The following is a 19,429-nucleotide window of genomic DNA, read 5'->3' as shown; positions in this document are numbered from 1 at the left end:
CTTGTGCCCCTCCCCCCCTCCATTTGTTGGTGTTGTTGTCCTTGGAAAACCTCGCCCTCTTGTACCCCCCCCCCCCCCCCCCCGGCCCCCCCCCCCCCCCCCCCCCCCCCCCCCCCGGCCCCCTTCGACGTACTCGGCGTACCCCGGACGGGCTTCCCGAGCCGCCCGCCCGCCTCGCCGGGCGGCGGGCGCCCCGCCCCACCGGAGGCGGCCTCAGGCGAACCGCTGCCCCGCCGATCCGTCGCAGGCCCGCAGCCTGAGCGGCTCCTTCGCGCCGCCCAGCGTCAGGCACAGCGAGGAGGCGGCGGCCGGCCGGATCGACCCGCCATCCGCCCGCACGAACCGCTGGTTCGCCGCGCCCGAGCAGTTCCACAGCACCAGCCCGGCTCCGGCCTCGTAGCGCGCACCCGGCACGTCCAGGCACCGGTCCTGGGTCAGCCCCACGTGCACCGACCCCTGCTCACCGTCGTACCACCAGTCCTGGTGGCGCAGCCCGTTGCAGTCCCAGCCGACGACCGCCGTGCCGTTGCGGCTGACCCCGCCCGTCGCGTCCACACAGCTGCCCGTACCGGCGTTCTTCAGCGGCCGGTAGGCATCGTCCCAGGCCCCCGCGTACAGCTTCGGCCGCCCGGTACTGGCCACGTCCGCGCAGGACGCCTCCCGCAGCCCCGGCGCCGCGTACAGCTGGGTCAGACACGAGGCGAACGCGCCGTGCCCGCGCGCGTTGGGGTGGAAGGACTGCCGCACCGAATTCGCGTTCGGCGGGAAGGGGTTGGAGAGGTTCACATACAGCCCGCGGGCCCAGGTCTCCTCCATGCACACCTCGTGCCCGTGGAAGAGCCGCGAGGCGTCGAGGTAGGTCGCCCCCGAGTCCCGTGCGGCCTTGCGCACGCCCCGCTCGAAGGCCGGCACCGCGGCATTGCGGCCCCACGCCGCGTCCGAGGTGTAGCCGGTGCAGCCGCCCGGCAACTTCCCCGGGTAGTGGGGGTTGTCCTCCACGTCCGGCCCGATCGGGCTCGGATACGACATCACCACGAGCCGGTAGTCGCCGTCCGCGTACCCGGCGTCGCGCATCACGGTCCGCAGATCGCCGACCGTCCGCTCGACCTTCGGCACCAGCCCGTCCACCCGCGCCTGCCAGCCCGGCTGGTACTTCGGCTCACACGTGCCCTGCAGCAGGAACCAGCGCTCCACGCAGTCCGTCATCACCGGCCCGAACTGCAGATCGTCGTTGGCCCCGGCCACCAGCAGCACCATCTTCAGCCGGGTGTTGCGGGCCGCGATGGCCAGACTGTCGCTCTGCACCAGTTCGTCGGCGTACTGCTTGCTCCCGCCGATCACGATGTTGCCGCTGTACGCGCCCGAGCACGCGACGTTGTACGTCACCTCCGCCGCGATCCCGGTCCGGTGGATCGCCGAGTCCGGCGACCGGTGGCACCAGTTGTCGGGCCCGTCGGTCCCCGGCTCGTACGTCCCGACGCCCTCCCCCGAGATCTCGCTGTCCCCCAGCGAGATCAACGAGGTCTTCCGCTCTCCTACGGGCCGCTCGGCCGGGTCGCCGTAGAGCTCGACGGCCTGCTGCGCCCGGATCGTCTCCAGGGCCGGCGGCAGCGGTGTGGCGCCGGCCGCCCGGGGCGCGGCGGCGCTCGCCCCGCCCGCCGCCCCGGTGAACGCCACCGTCAAGGCCGCGGTCACGACCGCGAGCCCAGCCCTCACCCGCCGCCTACGTCTCGCACGCACCACGGGGCCTCCCCTCCGGTTCCGCGGGTCAGCTGTTCCCACTGCGCCCGCTGTTACCGCCGGTATTTACTCGCAGGTAAGCAACTGCGGAACACCGGGAGCGCGATTGGCCGAAACCTGCCCACGCACATGCGAAAGGGAGCCGGCCAACGGCCAACTCCCTTACCCCCACGGACGATCAGCGCCCCGCACACCCCTTCACTCACGCGTCGAGGAACTTCCCCTCACGCGTCGAGGAGCTCCCCGTCACACGTCGAGGAACTCCCCCTCGCACGTCGAGGACCCGGCCCTCACACCACACCACCGGACCCCCCGCCCTCAGCGGCGACCCCTGCCATAGGGTCTGTCCATGCCCACAACGAGTGATGTGCGGCCCACCGTCGCGGGCCGCGCCGCCGGCGTCGTCGGCCTGCTGATAGCCCTCGGTATCTGCGGCGTATCCCTGTCCCAGGCCGCCGCCGCGACCGGACTCTCGGGCACCGGCGGCAAGCTGACCGTCAGCCAGTGCCAAAACGGCCGCGGAGGCCTGCGCCACTGCTGCGGCACCTTCCGCCCGGCCGAGGCCGACGGCGGTGACGGCCTGCCGAGCGACCCGCACGCCCGAGTGAACACCCGGGAGGCCGACCCCGGCGACACGATCGAGGTCCGCAAGGGCAGCGGCGGCTACGTCGTCGCCGGCATGGGCGCGGCCTGGAGCCTCCTCGCCTTCACCTTCCTGGGCCTGCTGCTCGGCTCGGCGGCGCTCCCCGTGACGGCGAGCGGTGTCCTTCCGCGCAGGGGCACGTCGGGTCAGGACCTCTTCACGGCGGTACGCGGCACCCGGATCGCCTGGTTCGCCAAGCGCCTGGCGCTCACGTCCCTCGCCGGAATCGCCGTCTCCGCCTACCTGGCCTGGCTGTTCTGACCCTCCGCGTACGCCACGCGTGCTCCTGGGACGGCACAGACCTGCCCGCAGACCAGGAAACCGCCTGTGACCGACGCCCCGCTTCCCACGGGTGTTGCTCCTACAGCGAAGCCGTTCGGGGTTCCGCGCGTCTGCGCGCGGCGGAGAAGCGCCGCATGCAGGGTTGCTCGACGCCCCGATACAGCAGCCACGAGACCAAAGGGACGAGGGGGAGGGCGATCAACACCGCCTGGGGGGTGCTCCACCCGTAGGCCCGGAGGCCGAATGCGACCGGTGCCAGAACCAGGAAGTGTGCGAGGTACATCGCATAGGAGATTTCACCGAGGAACGCCACAGACGTCCTGCGCAGAAGCGAGGGAGCGCACCGGAGGTCGAGTTCAGCGACGGCGTGCACCAGCAAAAAGACCGGAATCAGGTTAGCGGCCGCGAACATGAATCTGGCGGGAAGCGAAGCGCCGATGAAGAAGACGACGAAAAGGGCGATTGCCGCCACCGGCAGAACGCGGACCCGCAGCCGGATTCCTTTGGCATGCAGGCGGGACGACACCATGCCCAAGACAAACTCGGGCAGGCGGGTAAGGGGCAGCGTATACAGAAACCAATATTCGATGAATCGGTCCCCGCCAGGGTTGATCACGAATTCGCACACTACGGGCCACGCCCACACCAGCCCCACGCAGGTCCCCGCTCCCACCAGCAGCTGGCGGGTGGACAGGCGTTGGATCTGCGGATGCAGCAGAGGAAAGAGGAGGTAGAACAGCGCCTCTACGGTCAATGACCAGGCGACAGGATTTCCGCTGAAGGCGAAGGTGGTGCCGGGAATCCAGGTGTTCAGGAGAAAGAGGCCGGAGAGACTGGCCGCCATCCCGGAAGGGCTCGCCAAGGCCGCCGGCCACATGGAGAGGAAGACGACCGTGGCCACGCACCAGGTAACGGCGTGGTTCGGAAGAATCTTGGCGGCGCGCCGCCTCCAAAAGGCGCGAGCAGTGTCTCCCGGACGCGCAGAGTGCGTGAGCAGATAGCCGCTGAGAATGAAGAAGAGCGAAACTGAACTGGTGCCTACCCACGCCTGCGGTCCCAGGGTGTGGATGAGGTTCGGGTTGGTCAGCAACATGCAGTGGACGTAGACCACGCCGCCCGCAGCGACAAAGCGGAGCCCCGTCAAAGAGGGCAGCCGTCCCAGTGGCACAGCCTGGGCAGGGAGCGCCTGTCCCAGCATACGAAGGGCGCCTGTCGGGGCTCCGGTCCTCAACTGTGGCGACCGTGTGGAGAATCGCATCTGTGCTCCAGAGACTGTTGCGTCCCGTGGTGTGGGTGCCGTTGACGGGCTCTTCGGATGAGCCTTCACGAAGGCTTCGGACAGCCTTCTCTCTCAAGAGGCGCACCCGAGGTCGCAGGCATTGCCGGTCCTGCCTGGCAGAGTCTCGTGGGCTTTCGCCCAGCTACTCAAACCTACGAGCCTTGCCGACTCGGCCACCCCAACCCGTCAGAGAAATACCTCCGTTCCACCTGCTGCTGCGCCACCAGGCGTATAGCCGAGGCCAGCCGAAAGCAGGACGTGATGGGACAGCTCTCCGCGCTCCTCCTTGAGGGGCTTACGCTGTGGCCGCGGCCTCGACTGGAATCCTGCCGGAACAATCCCGCTGGATACGGGGGGCGCACTGACGTGGGGCACCGGTTGTCACCCAGTTAGGCCACCAACGGCAGATGAGAGCTCCGAGAGTTGACGAAGCCACTCACCTGCCGGCTCACATCCTTTGCACAACTCGTTTGGGCAGCGTGCTGCTAGATGCGGACCGCCGCCGAGCGTTGTGCGGGAAGGCTCTCTTTGATGGGCTGATCGGTGAAGAACCTGATCATGAGGTCGATGACGGCCTGAGGCCTTTCGAAAGCCACCCAGTGGTCCGACTCCCCGATGGTCAGAAACCGGCAGTCATCGATTTTTGCAGCAAAGGCTCGCTGCTGTTCAGGAGGCGCGAAGTGGTCGTACTCGCCGCAGAACACCAGGCTCCGTACGCCACTGAGCCCGCCCAGTTCCAGCAGGTCGATCGGCGTCCTGTTGAAGTAGGCCACTCCCCAAGGGGTGTTGACGGACTGCTTCAGCAGACGCTTCACGTAGCGGTGAGCCAGATAGCGGTGCTGGATGGGTAGTTCCTGGTCCTGGCAGAGCCAGAGGCTGAGCGCGAGGTCGATGAAGACGTCGAGCTCACCGGCATCCAGGTGGACTGTGGCTGCCTTCCAACGGGCTCTTTGCGCATCGCTCACCTGCACCGGCACCCCGCCCAGAAGCAGCCGCGCGACCCAAGCGGGGTGACGTTGGGCGAAGGCATAGGCCACCACGGACCCGAAGGAGTAGCCGAAGAGGTTGATGCGAGTGAGCGCGAGGTCCTTCACCACCGCTTCAAGCACCGCGCAAAGGGTCTCCAACCCCTGTTCCGGACGAAGCGGGTCAGCGTCTCCCGCACCAGGAAGGTCGACGGCGATCAGACTCATGTGCGGCAGGACATGGTCGTCGAGATGGTGCCAGCCGTACTTGTCCTGCAGTGCACCGCCGAGTACCAGCAGTGGCTCGAAGCGGGGTGAGGGATGCCGCAGCATCCGGTAGGAGCACGACAAGCCGTCCACGAGCACACGCCCGATCACTTCGGTGGTCATTCTTCTCCTTGAGAATGCCTGTCGATGGCAGAGGACCGTTCACCCACGGCCGATCACCAAGGCGGCGTTGTGCCCGCCGAACCCAAGAGAGGTCTTGACCGCGTACTCCACCCGCGCCGGCCTGGCTCGCTTGGCCACCACCTCGATCGGAATGGCAGGGTCGAGCGATTGAAGGTTCGCCGTGGGCGGGACCAACTGGTGCTGCACCGCGAGAACCGTGAAGCCGGTCTCGATGCCACCGGCCGCGCCCAGCGTATGGCCGGTGTGGCCCTTGGTCGATGTCACCAGCGGGTGCTCACCGAGCACGCGCCGCAACATGGTCCCCTCAATGAGGTCGTTCATCACTGTGGCCGTGCCATGAGCATTGACGTGGGCGATATCGGCCGGCTCGACTACGGCATCCGCAAGGGCAGTACGCAGCGCCCGCTCGGCACCGACACCATCGGGGTGCGGAGCAGCCGGGGCGTAGGCATCGTTCGAAGCGCCGTACCCCACGACCTGCGCCCGCACCCGAGCCCCGCGTGCCCGGGCATACTCCGGGCGTTCCATCACCAGCAGGCCGGCGCCCTCACCTGTGACGAACCCGCTCCGGTCGGCATCGAAGGGCCGGCACGCCGTGGCGGGATCGTCCCTGCGTGTCGACAGACCCTTCATCTTGCAGATGCTGGCGACGAGGAGACGGGAGCAGGCGGACTCGGCGCCTCCTGCGACGGCGATGTCACACATCCCGGTGCGCAGGAGCTGCCGCGCGATCCCGATGGCGTCGGTGGCCGAGGCACAGGTGGAGTTCATGGCGAAACTGGGGCCCAAGGCATTCAGATCGCGGCAGACACTTGCCGCCGCGGCGTTCCCCGGGGTCAGAACAGCCGTCATCGGCGTGACCCGGCGGTAGCCCCGTTCCTGGAGCGTGACATGCTCGCGCTCCTGCAAGGGCAGCCCCCCGTTCGCGGTACCGATGATGACGGCTACCCGGTCGCCCTCCCAGGCCTTGGCATCGAGCCCGGCATCAGCGACCGCCTCGCGCGCCGCCACCACTGCCAACTGAGAAAAGCGGTCCATCAGGCGGAGCTCGGCAGCATCAAACACCTGGGTCATATCCAGGCCCTGCACAAGATACATAAAGTCATTTGGCAGACCACTCAGTTCTTCCGGCTTTCTTACCCCGGACGGCGTAAGACAATGAGTGGCCTGGTGCCAATTTTCATCGACTCCGACGCCGGCCGCACTCACCATACCCAGACCCGTGACAGCAGCAGCAAAAGGTTCGCATCCCGGACGGCTCATACTGTCCACTCCCATACGTGCGCAAGGGCCCCAGAGCGTCAAGGGCACGGGCTGAAAGAGTCCACCAGGCGGGAGCGTGCGCAGGGGCCTTGCTGCAGCTCTGGCCGACGTCAGGGCAGCCATGCCGCGTCGCCATTCCATAGCGCGCAAATCCGTATCTGTCCTGCGCCCCGGTCGCCCGTGACCTCTTGGGGCTTTTCTCATGCACAACGCTGAAACCAGCTCGATAGTCACGTCTTCGCCAGCCGTAAAACTTCCCTCGGCGCTACGGAGATTGCGAAAATCCGCTCCTTCGAAGACGCGCGGCCAAGAACGGTCGGCCGCGGAGCAACGGCCATCGGGCAAAGAAGCGGCCCCCGACCGGAATTTTCCAGTTCAGGGGCCGTCTGTCTGCGGAGGCTGTGGGATGCGAACCCACGGCGACGTTGCCGCCACGCCAGTTTTACAAAGCGTCGCGCGACGGAGTGATCGGCGTGCCGGCCTTACGGCATGGAGGCAACACGGACCACGGGAAGTTGATCCAGTCGTCGGTGCGCTTCCACACGTACTCGCACTTCACCAGCGAGTGCGACTTCTCATAGATCACCGCGCTGCGGACCTCGGCCACGGTCTCCAGGCAGAAGTCGCGCACCAGCTTCAGCGTCTTGCCGGTGTCCGCGACGTCGTCGGCGATCAGCACCTTCTTCTCGCTGAAATCGATCGCGTTCGGCACCGGCGCCAGCATGACCGGCATCTCCAGGGTGGTCCCCACCCCGGTGTAGAACTCCACGTTCACCAGGTGGATGTTCTTGCAGTCCAGCGCGTACGCCAGGCCCCCGGCGACGAAGACCCCGCCCCGGGCGATCGACAGCACGACATCGGGCTCGTACCCGTCGTCGGCGACCATCTGCGCCAGCTCACGGATCGCGCCGCCGAAGCGCTCGTACGTCAGGTTCTCCCGCACGTCACTCACGTATCTCTCAGACCTTCTGTGTCCCTGTGCCCCACGCGCCCCGGCGCCCGCTGTGCGCCCGCGCCTGCCTCACACGTGCGTACGGTGGAAATTCCGGAACGAACGCGACGGCGTCGGACCGCGCTGGCCCTGGTATCGCGAGCCGTACCGCTCGCTGCCGTACGGGTGCTCGGCCGGCGAGGTCAGCCGGAACATGCACAGCTGCCCGATCTTCATGCCCGGCCACAGCTTGATCGGCAGCGTGGCGACATTGCTCAGCTCAAGCGTCACATGCCCGCTGAAGCCCGGGTCGATGAACCCGGCGGTCGAGTGCGTCAGCAGCCCCAGCCGCCCCAGCGAGCTCTTCCCCTCCAGCCGGGAAGCAAGATCATCCGGCAGCGAGATGACCTCGTACGTCGAGGCCAGCACGAACTCGCCCGGATGCAGGATGAACGCCTCGTCCCCCTCCGGAACGACCTCACGGGTCAGATCGGACTGCTCGACGGCGGGGTCGATGTGCGGATAGCGGTGATTCTCGAACACCCGGAAGTACCGGTCGAGGCGCACGTCAATACTGGACGGCTGCACCATCGACTCGTCGTAGGGGTCGATGCGCACCCGACCAGCGTCGATCTCGGCCCGGATGTCCTTGTCTGAGAGAAGCACGCACACGAGGATACGCGCCCGCACCACCCCCACCGCACGACGAGGGCCCGGCTCCCACCAGGGAACCGGGCCCAACCATCCGTCTTCGGACCCCTCCGGATCCCTGTCGATCTCTCTGCGCTGCTTACCTACCGCTGCGCTGCTTCCCCATCACTGCGTCTTACCGCTTGGCGTGCTCCACGGGCACCGAATGCCGCAGCCGAGCACAGCGCGGGCAGCGCAACAGCCGTCCGGGACCGAGCCGGTCGGTGGTCTGCATGGGGAACGAAGCGGTGCTGAACACGTGGCCCTCGGCACAGCGTACGACGGTGCGCTCCATCAAGTCCCTCTCCCAACTGCGTGGACAACAAAAGCCACATTAGGGGATGAACTGGGTGCTCCTGCACGCGGCACTCCGACGCCCAACCGTACGCCTCAACTCCCGCCCCCCGCACCCGCGTCCACCCACGGGCCACACTCCGCCCCCACCTCCACCAGGCACCCCGCAGCCCCCACCCGGACATGCCAACATCCCTCACCCGGGCATGCCAAATGCACCGCCCGGCGGCGATGAGGTAGAGTGTGCGACGATGTTCCGCACTCGATCCGAGGCGGGATTACGCGGGTGTAGTTTAATGGTAGAACATGAGCTTCCCAAGCTCAGAGCGCGGGTTCGATTCCCGTCACCCGCTCCATAGTTGAGGCCCAGGTCGGAGACCTGGGCCTTGTTCGTTGTCCGGCCCAGGTCAGGCGTCCCACCCAGATCCGCACCAGAAAGCTTCTGATCAGCCTTGCGGCGGGCGGGCCCGCGCGAGGTCACGCAAGTCCGCTCGCCACCTCATGCTGCCGCTCAAGATCCGAGTGCTGATAGATGAGCGCGGCCTTCTCCGACGAAGGCACTCGCGGTCGGACGGTGATCAGGCTGCAAGGGGAAGGTCGCCAGTGGGTACCCGACGGGACCCGGCGGACGATCTCCGACGCTCGTCCCAATGAATCGGGCCGAACCGCAACTCCCCTTGACACGCCGTCAGTGCATCGCCGCGCGGCGATGCACTGACGCCTCCCTGCCTGTTCGTTGCGCGGCACCTCCCGGAGAGACGCACACGGGCCGCGGAGCCCGGGGACCTCCGGCCCCATCCGGCGCTGAAGAACCACAACGTGAAAGGACCCGCACCCATGCCATGCAATTGCGGCGGGGGAGCACCTCAGACCGTCTTCGGCTACCAATTGAACCTGCCCGCCGGCACCATTCGTCACTACGTCACCTACCGGGAAGCCGAGGCCGCAAACCAACGAGCAGGCGGCACCGGATCGATCACCATCGTCATGCAGTGACGCCCGGCGGGTGGTCCGCCCTCAGCCTTACGGCGGAGTTCGGGGGAACAACCCGTCCGGCCGTCAGTGCTCGGGCTGTGCGACGGGTACCGGTGAACCATGGCTGGAACCTTCACCACCCGCACGATCACCATCACCACCAGCTCCACTGAGACGCTGCACGACCTCACGAACGCTTGCTCCGCGTTCCTCCGGGAGGCCGCTCACGGGCACAACGGACTGCTGAACATCTTCACCCGCCACGCGACGTCCGGCCTGGCCATCATCGAGACCGGGGCAGGCAGCGACGATGACCTGTTGGCGGCCCTTGGCGACGTTCTTCCCACGGAGGACCGCTCGCAAGACCGCCCCCGCAGTCCTGGTCACAGCATCGCTCGCATGCTCCCGGCTCTGGTCCCACCACACGCCACGTTGCCCGTGGTCGATGGTGAGCTTGAGCTCGGTGCCTCGCAGTCCGTCGTGTTGGTGAACACCGACCGGGACAACCCGGAACGCCAGGTCCGGCTGTCATTCCTCAGCTGACCACACGGCCCTGCGCCTGGTCTTCGTCTCCCTGGCGAGGCCATTCTCAGACGAGCCACCCCAAGGTCTCCTGTGCCCTCCACTCGCTCGCTCCGGATCGGTCCGGCGGGCCTTAACGGGAGTAAGCTGGAACTACCGAGGGCAATTCGCACACCAGCTCCTATGCTCGTGTCGTTTTCGGCGATTCACGACACCGGGCCGGTCGCGGTCGGCCCGGGGCAGGGTCCGCGTCATGACCACGACCATTCGGTATCCGCCTGCGGTCGAAGACCGGACCGCTTCGCTGCCCCTCCGACTCATGCTGGCGCCGGCCGGCACCGCTCCGGCTCTGCTCGACGGTGCGTGGTGGCCCCACTCCCGTGACCTCACGGCGGAACTGCCCGCGCTGACGGCCGCCCTCGACCCCCTGTGGGGGCGGATCACCCATGTCACGGTGAACCCCACCTTCTGGCCGGTCATCCCACGGAAGGTGCCCGTCGACGGGCATGTGGTGGGTGTCGGCTGGTTCACCGCCGAGCAAGATCCACACAAGCTGCTGCTGCTCTCCTTCAGCGTCGGCCGTTGGGACCTGCTGGTGATTCCTCCGGAGACCGGTCCCGCCACAGCCGCCAGGCTCATGGCCGAGGCCGCCGATCCGCTGGGCACCCGCACCGCGAGCGCCCTGATGGACGAAGCGGAGCAACGCCGGATCGCGGAGGAGACGGAACTGTCCCTGGTTTCGGTCTGGGACTCAGAAGGCGGCCATGGCGCAAGCCTGCCGACCTCACGTTCCCCCGCCCACGCAATCGTTGCCCAGGTGCCGGATACGCCGGATGGCATCTGAGCATCGTGGCAACCTTCGAGAGCGCGGTTTCAATTCCCCTCTCTGCTCCGGAAGCAGGCCCCAGGCCAAGCAACCATCAGGCGCCAATGAGGCCCGAGGGCATTGGCCGGCTCGCGACCTGGGCGACCGTGGCAATCTGCCGTTCGGCGGACGACTCCTTCCCCGGCTTGCATCGACAGACACCGATTCAAGCTGATGGGAGGCACCTCACATCCCAATGCACAGCTCGCCGACAAGGCCCCGCTACCGGGGGAGTTGGGCATAAATGGTTTTGCCGGTTCCGGGAGCAGGGGCGATGGCCAGGTGGCTGGTGAGGTGGCGGACCATGTGCCGGCCGAAGCCACCGCCGCCGCCATTGAGATCAGGTGTGCGTTCGCGGGGGGCCGCTGAGCTGAGGTCGCTGACCGCGGCGGTCAGCGTGTCCGGGCCGGCAAAGAGTTGGAGGGTGTACCGGTCCAGGCTTTCGCCCCGCACCACGGTCGGTACGGGATGAGGGGCGCTGGTGATCTTCATACCGTTCATGCGCGTACACCCCACCTGTGATCTGTTGCGCCTTTTGCCGTGGCAGGCAGTGTGCCTGCCCCTTCGGTTCCCGCACCCCGGACAACGCGCTTCCTGGTGCAGTTTCCATCAGGCGCGGATGGCAGAAGCCCGATGCTTACCTTCACAGAAAATCTGTCACGGCGGCGGTAGACATGCGCCCGCTCGGGCTTTAGGGTTTTCGTCGTAGCCAAGAGATCGAAGGGCGCGGCAGAGGTCGAACTGCCGCGCGTGCAGTGTCAGAAGAGGGCACGGCAGTGGAGTGGCGGAGCCAAAAGGTATGCACGTGGGCCCCGCGACTGACTGCCGGGCCGGGCGGCCCTTGGGGCCGCGAGCAGAACCGCAGGATCCGCAGTAGCAAGCAGGTCGACAGGAGGAAGAGAAGGAGGCAGACACCATCAGGATCGCCCGGGCGAGGAAGTGAGTCCGCTCGGGTACCGCAGGCCCCGGATTGGAAGGTGGTCCCCGGTCACACATCCGCGATCCCCGCACTTCCCGCCCTCTCCCGGGCGACGGTGCGGAAACAGAAAGCCGGCACCGCAGTAAGTCGGCAGATGGTGTTCAATCCCTCGGGGCCCTGGTGCGTGTTCGGCACCAGGGCCCCACGATGCATTCCCCCATCAGAGGTGCAAATGACCGCAGAAATCTCTCACGACCGTCTCAACGACGAGGACTATCCCGCCTACACCATGGGTCGAGCCGCCGAAATGCTCGACACCACCCCCGCCTTCCTGCGGGCCCTCGGTGAGGCCAAGCTGATCACGCCGTTGCGTTCCGAGGGCGGCCACCGCCGCTACTCCCGCTACCAGCTGCGTATCGCCGCACGCGCCCGCGAACTCGTCGACCAGGGGACCCCCGTCGAGGCCGCCTGCCGCATCGTCATCCTCGAAGACCAGCTCGACGAAGCTCAGCGCATCAACGAAGAACTGCGCACTTCACCCTCCGGGCACCGTCTCAAGACCGACGTCTGAACTCCGTTTCCGCGCCCGCCAACGTCGCCGCGCCCCGGGGACGTTCAGTCGCCGTCGGACAGGCCGGAGTCACAGCCGACCCACAGCAGCCACGCAGACGAGCTCCGTCGATATCGTCGCCGGAGCTCTTCACCGTCAGCCTGACGCCAAGCGGGCTGAGCGCCACGGTCGAGGTGTTCCCTGATCTCGCGGCAGCATCCGAGCTCCGCACCTCTGATTCACCGGGAGCCGGGCAGGCCATCGGGACGTGGGACGGACGAGGGCCCATGCGCCAGGACACTGCTGTGGTCAGCAGACGGCGAGGGCGATGGCGATGTAGTGCGCGGTGAAGCCCGCCACAGTCAGGGCGTGGAAGACCTCGTGGAAGCCGAACCAGCGAGGTGAGGGGTCGGGACGCTGGAGGGCGTAGACCACCGCGCCCACGCTGTAGAGGAGACCGCCGGTCACGATCAGGGTGAGTACGGCCGCTCCGCCGGTGTGCAGGAAGTCGGGCAGGTAGCGCACCGGTGCCCAGCCCAGGGCCAGGTAGCAGGGGGTGTACAGCCAACGGGGAGCTGCGACCCAGAGGACGCGGAAGGCGATGCCGGCCAGCGCCCCCATCCACACGATCCACAGCAGGACGGGCCGCTGGTCCGTAGGGAGGAGGAGCACGGCCAGGGGGGTGCAGGTGCCGGCGATGATGAGGAAAATATTGGCGTGGTCGAGACGACGCAGAACGGCCTCGCCGAGCGGCCCCCAGGTGCCGCGGTGGTAGATGGCGCTCGTCCCGAACAGCAGCAACGCGGTGAGGGAGTACACGGTGCAGGCCAGGGCGGCCTGCGGGGTCCGGGCCAGGCGGATGAGGACGACGCCTGCGATCAGCGCGGCGGGGACCGTTCCGGCGTGGAGCCAGCCCCGAAGCTTCGGCTTGATCGGCTCCACCAGGTCGGCCGCCCGCTCCACCAGAGCGGCAGCCGGGTGAGCGGCATCCGGGTGAGCGCCTGCCCCGGCACTGTCACGGTGCTCTTCGCGGGGTTGGCCAGCTGGAGCACGTTCTCCCCTCACCGGGGCGAGGGGCACACTTCCGGATTCGGCGGCGTCGCGGGACACAGCTTCCTTCCTCCTTCGGACTGTTGGGCCGCTGACAACCAGACAGCCACGGCAGGAGTCACCCCGCAACAGCGTGTGGGGAGGTCAGCCTCGGACCGCCGGGCCTGCATTGCCGCAGCGGTCCGGTCAGGCCCGGGCCGGGTGGCCCAGCAAGGTCGAAGAGAAGCCGGAAACGGATCACCGGCCCGGGCGAAGAGGTGTCAACGGGTGAGGACGACGACACCCAGGGCGTGCCCGCCCTCACCGATCACGGGTGAGGCCCGCAGCGCGCGTTGGCGCATGGCGCGTTCCGCATCGTGTACAGACATCACGGGCGAAGTGAAGGGCCCCCGGTCGTAGACGATGTCCCGCAACCGGGTCTCGAGGGTGATCCGACGAGCTGGGCGTGATCGTCCGGGATCGACCTAGGCGGCCCGGGCCGAGGAGGTCTGCCGCGCCGTCGGTGTCGCGGTTCGGGCTGACCCGGCGGCACGGCGGGCCCGGGCGGGGCGGCTGCGGCGGCCGCGCGTGGAAGAGCCACTGCGCTTGGCGCGTTCGACGACTGGTGCGGCGATGGTGACCGGGATGCCGGAGGGTGCCTGGGCGCCGGTGATACGGCTCAGTTCGGCCTCGCCGGAGCGGACCTGGGTGGACTGCGGGGTGATGCCCGCGTCCGCCATCAGGCGATTCATGGTGCGGCGCTGGTTGGGCAGGACGAGGGTGACGACGCTGCCGGACTCGCCGGCGCGGGCGGTGCGTCCGCCGCGGTGCAGGTAGTCCTTGTGGTCGCTCGGCGGGTCGACGTTGACGACGAGGTCGAGGTTGTCGACATGGATACCGCGGGCCGCGACGTTGGTGGCCACCAGGACGGTGACATGTCCGGTCTTGAACTGGGCCAGGGTGCGGGTGCGCTGGGGCTGGGACTTGCCGCCGTGCAGGGCCGCGGCGCGCACGCCGCTGCTCAGCAGGTGCTTGGTGAGCTTGTCCACGGCGTGCTTGGTGTCCAGGAACATGATCGACCGGCCTTCGCGGGCCGCGATCTCGGTGGTGGTGGCGTGCTTGTCGGCACCGTGGACGTGCAGCACGTGGTGCTCCATCGTGGTGACCGCGCCCGCCGAGGGATCGACGGAGTGGACCACCGGGTCGGTGAGGTAGCGCCGGACCAGGAGGTCCACGTTGCGGTCCAGGGTGGCCGAGAAGAGCATCCGCTGCCCCTCGGGCCGGACCTGGTCGAGCAGTGCGGTGACCTGAGGCATGAAGCCCATGTCGGCCATCTGGTCGGCCTCGTCCAGCACGGTGATGGCGACCTGGTTCAGCCGGCAGTCGCCGCGCTCGATGAGGTCCTTGAGTCGTCCCGGCGTGGCAACGACCACTTCGACGCCGCCGCGCAGTGCGCCGGCCTGACGGCCGATCGACATCCCGCCGACGACGGTGGCCAGCCGCAGCTTCAGCGACCGGGCGTAGGGGGTGAGTGCATCAGTGACCTGCTGGGCCAGCTCCCGGGTGGGGACCAGGAGCAGGGCCAGCGGCTGGCGGGGCTCGGCGCGCTGTCCGGCGGTGCGGGCCAGCAGGGCCAGACCGAATGCCAGCGTCTTGCCCGATCCGGTGCGTCCGCGGCCGAGAACATCGCGTCCGGCCAGCGAGTTCGGCAGCGTGGCGGCCTGGATGGGGAACGGGGCGGACATGCCTTCCGCGCCGAGGGCCGCCAGCAGTGCCGGCGGCATGTCCAGCTCGGCGAAGGTCTCGGCCGGGGGCAGGGCGGGAGTGTGGGTGACGGGCAGGGCGAACTCTCCCTGCGGTGTCGCGGGACGCCGTCCGGGGCCTCCGGAACGGCCTGTGCCCGAGCGGTTCGACCCACCGGAGCGGTAGCCGCCGCGGCCTGAGCCTGACGAGCCGGCAGAGCGGGAGTAGCGGTCATTCGTGCGAACTGTGCGGTTCATGGAGAACCTTCCTCGATGCGGTACGTCGAGGAATTCCCGGTGGCAATAAGCCGCACAAAAGAATCGCCAGAACGAACCGATGAAATGAGATGAAACAAAGTGGGGCGGAAATATTTCGCCCCCGCACGCCGAAGCGGGACCGACAACGCCGCAAAGAAGAGCGAAGCAGTTGTCGGATCACGGATCCGGGGCGGATTGCCCGTCGCGGGATAGCGGTCGGGAAATCGAACTCGCTTCCCGCACGCCGCTTGCGCGGCCGTTGCGGGGCACACGGGAAACACCGAAAAGCAACGAGCTGGGGCCCGCACCCAAGGTGCGGGCCCCAGCTACGGTGTACGCGTCAGCGTCAGGCGGGAACGATGTTCTCGGCCTGCGGGCCCTTCTGGCCCTGCGTGACGTCGAAGTTCACCTTCTGGCCCTCCTGCAGCTCGCGGAAGCCCTGGGCTGCAATGTTCGAGTAGTGGGCGAAGACGTCGGCGCCGCCGCCCTCCTGCTCGATGAAGCCAAAGCCCTTTTCCGCGTTGAACCACTTCACGGTGCCAGTAGCCATGTCATATCTCCTTCGGGGCAGTGCCCGGAGCCCACACCATGCGGGCTCCGTGTCGCTGCGTTGATTGCCCGTCCGGAAATAAACACCGGAAATACGAAAGCGCTCCGCCATGTACGACAGCGAGCACGCTTGAAGTCTTGGGAACCACAACTGCAACTGAGATCGACGGTAGCACGGTACTGGCGGCCATGCACGGCACATGATCCCGACGCTTTCGGGAGCGCAAAAAACCCTTACCGCACCAGTGGCCATTTCTGTAGTTGCGGCATGAGATATTCAGCATCGACGCTCGCCCCTATTCGACCGGAGGTCAGCACACTCAAGATCACCCGGAAGGACGGGGGCCCGTGCTCACGGCCCCGGCAGCCGTCTTCGCCCTAGGGCCTGACCCATCGGACAGGCCCTAGCTGCCACCTCGAGAACTTCGGCTCGTTCGAGACAGGCCGCCTCGGTCCTGCAAGGTGAATATCGGGCGCTGTGAGCCATGCCCGCCGGGATCGCCCGACGCTGCCTGAGGCAACCCCGGCGAACCTTTAAGCGGGGTGATGAGCACGCCGGCCCTGCACACTTGCACCAGCAATGCCGCCGCCGGTATCCACATGCCCCTCTCTTCCACCTGCCCGCAAGGGAATCTTGACGGCAAGCAGTTGCCTCCCGACGACGCCCGTGCCCTCCGCATGCCCCAACGAGCGGTAAATCACGGTCAATACGGGTCCCCACCGACCCTCTTCACTCTGCCCCACGGCACGCGTTTGCGCAGGTCAAATCCGCAATGGCGCGTACACGCCCCGTTGATTCCCAAGCTCAGAGCGCGGGTTCGACCCCTAGGTCCTCCCGACAACGCATGCCGACGACAGCGGGCCGACGCGCGCCCGGCGTCCACGGTAGGGAGTGCGCCTCGGGCACGCGACAGCGCGCTTCTGGGCTGGCGTACCTCTCGCCTCGCCCCAGGTCGCAGCCGGCCTGCTCAGTGGATCAGGCGTCCGGCAGGCGTACGCACTCGATCCGGTAGTCGCCGTTCTCCGGATCGATCGTGACCCCGTGGGCCTCGCTGTGGAACCCGGGGAAGGCCCGGTCGAAGGCTTCCAGCGCGCCCAGGTACCGCAGCAGCGGGCCGTCGGGGGCGCCGACGGACTCCCCGGGCATCAGCACCGGGATGCCCGGCGGCGTCACGGTGACCATCGCGGCCGCCACCCGCCCCGCGGCCTCGGACAGCCGCAGGCGTTCGGTACCGCCCCGGATCAGCTGCTGGTAGCAGCGCTGGGGTGGCTCGACGGGCTCCGGGAGCTCCTGGAAGGCCGTGTCGAGCGCGGTGATCAGCTCGGCGCGGGTGAGGTGCTCGTGCATCTCCTGGCACAGCCGGCCCAGGGTGGTGCCGGCGTAACGGCGCGGGAACTGCTCGACCAGGTCGGGCAGGACCCGATCCAGCGGCGCGTCCGAGTCGTAGAGGGCCTTGAAGTCCATCAGGGCGTCCATCAGGGTGCCCCACTTGCCCTTCGTGATGCCCATGGAGAAGAGGACGAGCGTGCTGTAGCTGTCGGTCTTCTCCACGACGATGCCGCGGGCTGCCAGGTAAGCGGTGAGAATCCGCGCCGGGATGCCCCAGGGCGAGGTCTCGCCGGTGGCCGTCACACCGGGACAGGTCAGGGTCACCTTGACCGGGTCCAGCATGCAGTAGCCCTCGCCGAGGCCGGCGAACCCGTGCCACTCGGCGCCGGGTTCGAGGTGCCAGCAGCCAGGCTCGCGGCTCAGCAGCGCCGGCGGGGCGTCGGCGAACGGGATGCGCTCGCCGGTGGCCGGATCGGTGACGGTGTCGGGCTGCCAGACGCCGAAGAACCAGGCGGGCCGGTCACCCGCGTCGGCGATCCGACGGCCGGTGCGGACGACGGCCTGGCGGAAGCGGATCGCCTCGGTCACCGCCTCGTCGATCAGCCACTGGCCCTGCGCTCCGTCCATCATCGCGGTGGCCACGTCCAGGGAGGCGATAGCCGGATAGAGCGCCGAGGTGGTGCCGTGCATCATGAACGCCTCGTTGAACCGCTCGTGTTCTACGGGGGCCCGGGGCGCCGACCTGACGTGGACCATCGCGGTCTGCGACAGCGCGGCCAGCAGCTTGTGCGTGGACTGCGTGGCGAAGACGGTGGGCCGCTCGGGCCCCTCGAAGGTGTCCGGGCCGACGGCCATTCCGTAACGTCCGGCGTAGAGGGGGTGGAAGCGCGCGTAGGCGAACCAGGCCTCGTCGAAGTGCAGGCGCGGTGTGCTGGGGGCGAAGGACCGGGCCGCCGCGACGGTGTCGTAGCACAGGCCGTCGTACGTGGAGTTGGTGACGACCGCGTACTGGGCCTTGGGCGACACCGCGCCCGCCGTGAGCGGGTTGGCCGCGATCCGGGCGGCCACCGCCGCCGCGTCGGTCCCGGCCGGGGGCAGCGGACCGGCCAGGCCGTAGCCGTTGCGCGTGGGTACGAGGTAGACGGGTCGGGCACCGGAGATGACCAGGCCGTGCAGCACGGACTTGTGGCAGTTGCGGTCCACCAGTGCGATCTCGTCGGAGGTCACGCTGTAGTGGCCCACCATGCGGTCGGCGGTGGAGTCGCCGTGCAGGACGAAATACGTGCGGTCGGCGCCGAAGACGCGGGCGGCGTTGCGTTCGGCCTCGCCGATCGGGCCACTGTGCTCGAAGAGCGAGCCCAGCTCGCCGACCGAGATCGACAGGTCGCTGCGGAAGAGGCGCTCGCCGTAGTAGTCGAAGAAGGCGCGCCCCGCGGGGGACTTCAGGAAGGCGACGCCGCCCGCGTGCGCCGGGGTGTGCCAGGAGTACTCGTGGGCGTCGTCGAAACGGCGCAGCGCCTTGAAGAACGGCGGCAGGACGTCCTTGTGGTAGGCGCGGGCGGCACTGACGACGCGGCCGGCGATGAAGGCAGGGGTGTCCTCCAGAGGCCAGATGTAGCCGACCACCGCCTCGGAGACCCACAGCGGCAGGCGTTCGAGGTCCTGGTCGGACTCGTCGGCCATGAGGAGGAAGACCGGCAGATCCTTGAAACGGCGCGCGATGTGACGCAGGACCTCGGCGCCACCGCCCTCCTCGACGGCGTCACCCTTACCGCCTGGCAGGTCCCAGGCGACGACGGCCGCCGAGAGCCCCGCCTCCGTGTGCAGGGTGGCCCGTGCGTCACTGGCGCTCGCCGCCCACCGCGGCTCCAGCCCCTTGTTCTCCATCTCCTTGCCGATACGGCGCAGTTGCTCGGAACTCGCGCCACCGCCCAGAGGGTTCTCCCGCAGGGCCAGCAGGACCGTACCGTTTGCCATGACATCCGCCTTCGTGATGAGGGGTGTGCCGTTGTGCAGTCGTGTCGATGTGTCGTCGACCCGTGGCAGAGTCTTTCGGCGGAGCCCGGACGTTGGCCGACCTTCACTGCGCGCTTCACTCGCAGGAGGTACCAGGGGCGCGGAGCTGAGGGGCCGGAGTTCCTCACTGGCAACAGGCGCAACTGCGCTTGCATGGTGCGGTAGTTGCGCTCCGT

General features: G+C 68.1%; 17 protein-coding genes, 1 tRNA gene and 1 pseudogene. 6 read left to right on the top strand and 13 right to left on the bottom strand.

The features are described from left to right. Window positions 1-213: 213 nt before the first annotated feature. Window positions 214-1,743 (bottom strand): ricin-type beta-trefoil lectin domain protein, encoded by a 1,530-nt coding sequence (locus ACZ5XZ_RS10950; protein WP_468976414.1) that lies wholly within the window; start codon window positions 1,741-1,743, stop codon window positions 214-216. A 346-nt stretch (window positions 1,744-2,089) separates the two neighbouring features. Here ACZ5XZ_RS10950 and ACZ5XZ_RS10945 point away from each other — a divergent pair, with 346 nt between their 5' ends. Continuing rightward, window positions 2,090-2,644 carry a hypothetical protein gene (locus tag ACZ5XZ_RS10945; protein WP_468976411.1) on the top strand — a complete coding sequence of 185 codons (555 nt, stop codon included), beginning with the start codon at window positions 2,090-2,092 and terminating at the stop codon, window positions 2,642-2,644. A 100-nt stretch (window positions 2,645-2,744) separates the two neighbouring features. Here the strand turns inward: ACZ5XZ_RS10945 and ACZ5XZ_RS10940 are convergent, their stop codons facing one another. The 6 genes from ACZ5XZ_RS10940 to ACZ5XZ_RS10915 form a co-directional block, all read right to left on the bottom strand. Then, window positions 2,745-3,863: an acyltransferase family protein gene (locus ACZ5XZ_RS10940; RefSeq protein ID WP_468976408.1), complete on the bottom strand. Its 1,119-nt coding sequence runs from the start codon at window positions 3,861-3,863 to the stop codon at window positions 2,745-2,747. A 566-nt stretch (window positions 3,864-4,429) separates the two neighbouring features. Further along, window positions 4,430-5,299: an alpha/beta fold hydrolase gene (locus ACZ5XZ_RS10935; protein WP_468976405.1), complete on the bottom strand. Its 870-nt coding sequence runs from the start codon at window positions 5,297-5,299 to the stop codon at window positions 4,430-4,432. Between the two features lie 39 nt (window positions 5,300-5,338). Further along, window positions 5,339-6,583 carry a beta-ketoacyl-[acyl-carrier-protein] synthase family protein gene (locus ACZ5XZ_RS10930; protein ID WP_468976403.1) on the bottom strand — a complete coding sequence of 415 codons (1,245 nt, stop codon included), beginning with the start codon at window positions 6,581-6,583 and terminating at the stop codon, window positions 5,339-5,341. A 442-nt stretch (window positions 6,584-7,025) separates the two neighbouring features. Beyond that, window positions 7,026-7,535: a phosphoribosyltransferase gene (locus ACZ5XZ_RS10925; RefSeq protein WP_468976400.1), complete on the bottom strand. Its 510-nt coding sequence runs from the start codon at window positions 7,533-7,535 to the stop codon at window positions 7,026-7,028. Window positions 7,536-7,604: 69 nt separating this feature from the next. Next, entirely contained in the window at window positions 7,605-8,180 is a 576-nt protein-coding gene (gene dcd / locus ACZ5XZ_RS10920; RefSeq protein ID WP_468976397.1) for a dCTP deaminase, read from the bottom strand. A 160-nt stretch (window positions 8,181-8,340) separates the two neighbouring features. After that, on the bottom strand, window positions 8,341-8,499 hold the full coding sequence (locus ACZ5XZ_RS10915) for a hypothetical protein (protein WP_016573140.1): 159 nt from the start codon (window positions 8,497-8,499) through the stop codon (window positions 8,341-8,343). Window positions 8,500-8,780: 281 nt separating this feature from the next. Between ACZ5XZ_RS10915 and ACZ5XZ_RS10910 the strand changes: the two genes are divergently transcribed. Beyond that, a tRNA-Gly gene (locus ACZ5XZ_RS10910) sits at window positions 8,781-8,854 on the top strand. A 127-nt stretch (window positions 8,855-8,981) separates the two neighbouring features. Here the strand turns inward: ACZ5XZ_RS10910 and ACZ5XZ_RS10905 are convergent. Further along, window positions 8,982-9,053, bottom strand: a pseudogene (locus tag ACZ5XZ_RS10905) (integrase); the annotation flags it as partial. 282 nt (window positions 9,054-9,335) lie between these two features. On the opposite strand from ACZ5XZ_RS10905, the gene ACZ5XZ_RS10900 reads away from it, so the two are divergent. From ACZ5XZ_RS10900 to ACZ5XZ_RS10890, 3 genes are all read left to right on the top strand, one after another. Beyond that, entirely contained in the window at window positions 9,336-9,494 is a 159-nt protein-coding gene (locus ACZ5XZ_RS10900) for a DUF7196 family protein (protein WP_468976395.1), read from the top strand. A gap of 99 nt (window positions 9,495-9,593) precedes the next feature. Further along, window positions 9,594-10,016 (top strand): YjbQ family protein, encoded by a 423-nt coding sequence (locus ACZ5XZ_RS10895; RefSeq protein ID WP_468976392.1) that lies wholly within the window; start codon window positions 9,594-9,596, stop codon window positions 10,014-10,016. Window positions 10,017-10,248: 232 nt separating this feature from the next. Then, the gene (locus ACZ5XZ_RS10890; RefSeq protein ID WP_468976390.1) at window positions 10,249-10,839 is read left to right on the top strand and encodes a DUF5994 family protein; all 591 of its coding nucleotides are present in this window, start codon (window positions 10,249-10,251) and stop codon (window positions 10,837-10,839) included. A gap of 243 nt (window positions 10,840-11,082) precedes the next feature. Here the strand turns inward: ACZ5XZ_RS10890 and ACZ5XZ_RS10885 are convergent, their stop codons facing one another. Further along, the gene (locus ACZ5XZ_RS10885) at window positions 11,083-11,352 is read right to left on the bottom strand and encodes a hypothetical protein (RefSeq protein WP_468976387.1); all 270 of its coding nucleotides are present in this window, start codon (window positions 11,350-11,352) and stop codon (window positions 11,083-11,085) included. A gap of 659 nt (window positions 11,353-12,011) precedes the next feature. Between ACZ5XZ_RS10885 and ACZ5XZ_RS10880 the strand changes: the two genes are divergently transcribed. Beyond that, window positions 12,012-12,350 (top strand): MerR family transcriptional regulator, encoded by a 339-nt coding sequence (locus ACZ5XZ_RS10880; protein WP_468976385.1) that lies wholly within the window; start codon window positions 12,012-12,014, stop codon window positions 12,348-12,350. Between the two features lie 288 nt (window positions 12,351-12,638). Here the strand turns inward: ACZ5XZ_RS10880 and trhA are convergent, their stop codons facing one another. The 4 genes from trhA to ACZ5XZ_RS10860 all read right to left on the bottom strand — a co-directional run bounded on the left by trhA (window position 12,639) and on the right by ACZ5XZ_RS10860 (window position 19,214). Continuing rightward, window positions 12,639-13,292, bottom strand: a complete 654-nt coding sequence (trhA, locus tag ACZ5XZ_RS10875; protein WP_468976382.1) for a PAQR family membrane homeostasis protein TrhA — start codon at window positions 13,290-13,292, stop codon at window positions 12,639-12,641. Between the two features lie 551 nt (window positions 13,293-13,843). Then, window positions 13,844-15,358: a DEAD/DEAH box helicase gene (locus ACZ5XZ_RS10870; RefSeq protein WP_468976380.1), complete on the bottom strand. Its 1,515-nt coding sequence runs from the start codon at window positions 15,356-15,358 to the stop codon at window positions 13,844-13,846. Window positions 15,359-15,704: 346 nt separating this feature from the next. After that, window positions 15,705-15,908, bottom strand: coding sequence for a cold-shock protein (locus tag ACZ5XZ_RS10865; RefSeq protein WP_006604711.1), 204 nt, complete (start codon window positions 15,906-15,908; stop codon window positions 15,705-15,707). 975 nt (window positions 15,909-16,883) lie between these two features. Further along, window positions 16,884-19,214 (bottom strand): Orn/Lys/Arg family decarboxylase, encoded by a 2,331-nt coding sequence (locus ACZ5XZ_RS10860; protein ID WP_468976378.1) that lies wholly within the window; start codon window positions 19,212-19,214, stop codon window positions 16,884-16,886. Window positions 19,215-19,429: the final 215 nt, after the last annotated feature.

It is taken from the genome of Streptomyces sp. NPDC033270, assembly GCF_055576575.1.
This window is presented reverse-complemented; position numbering and strand designations above follow the sequence as displayed.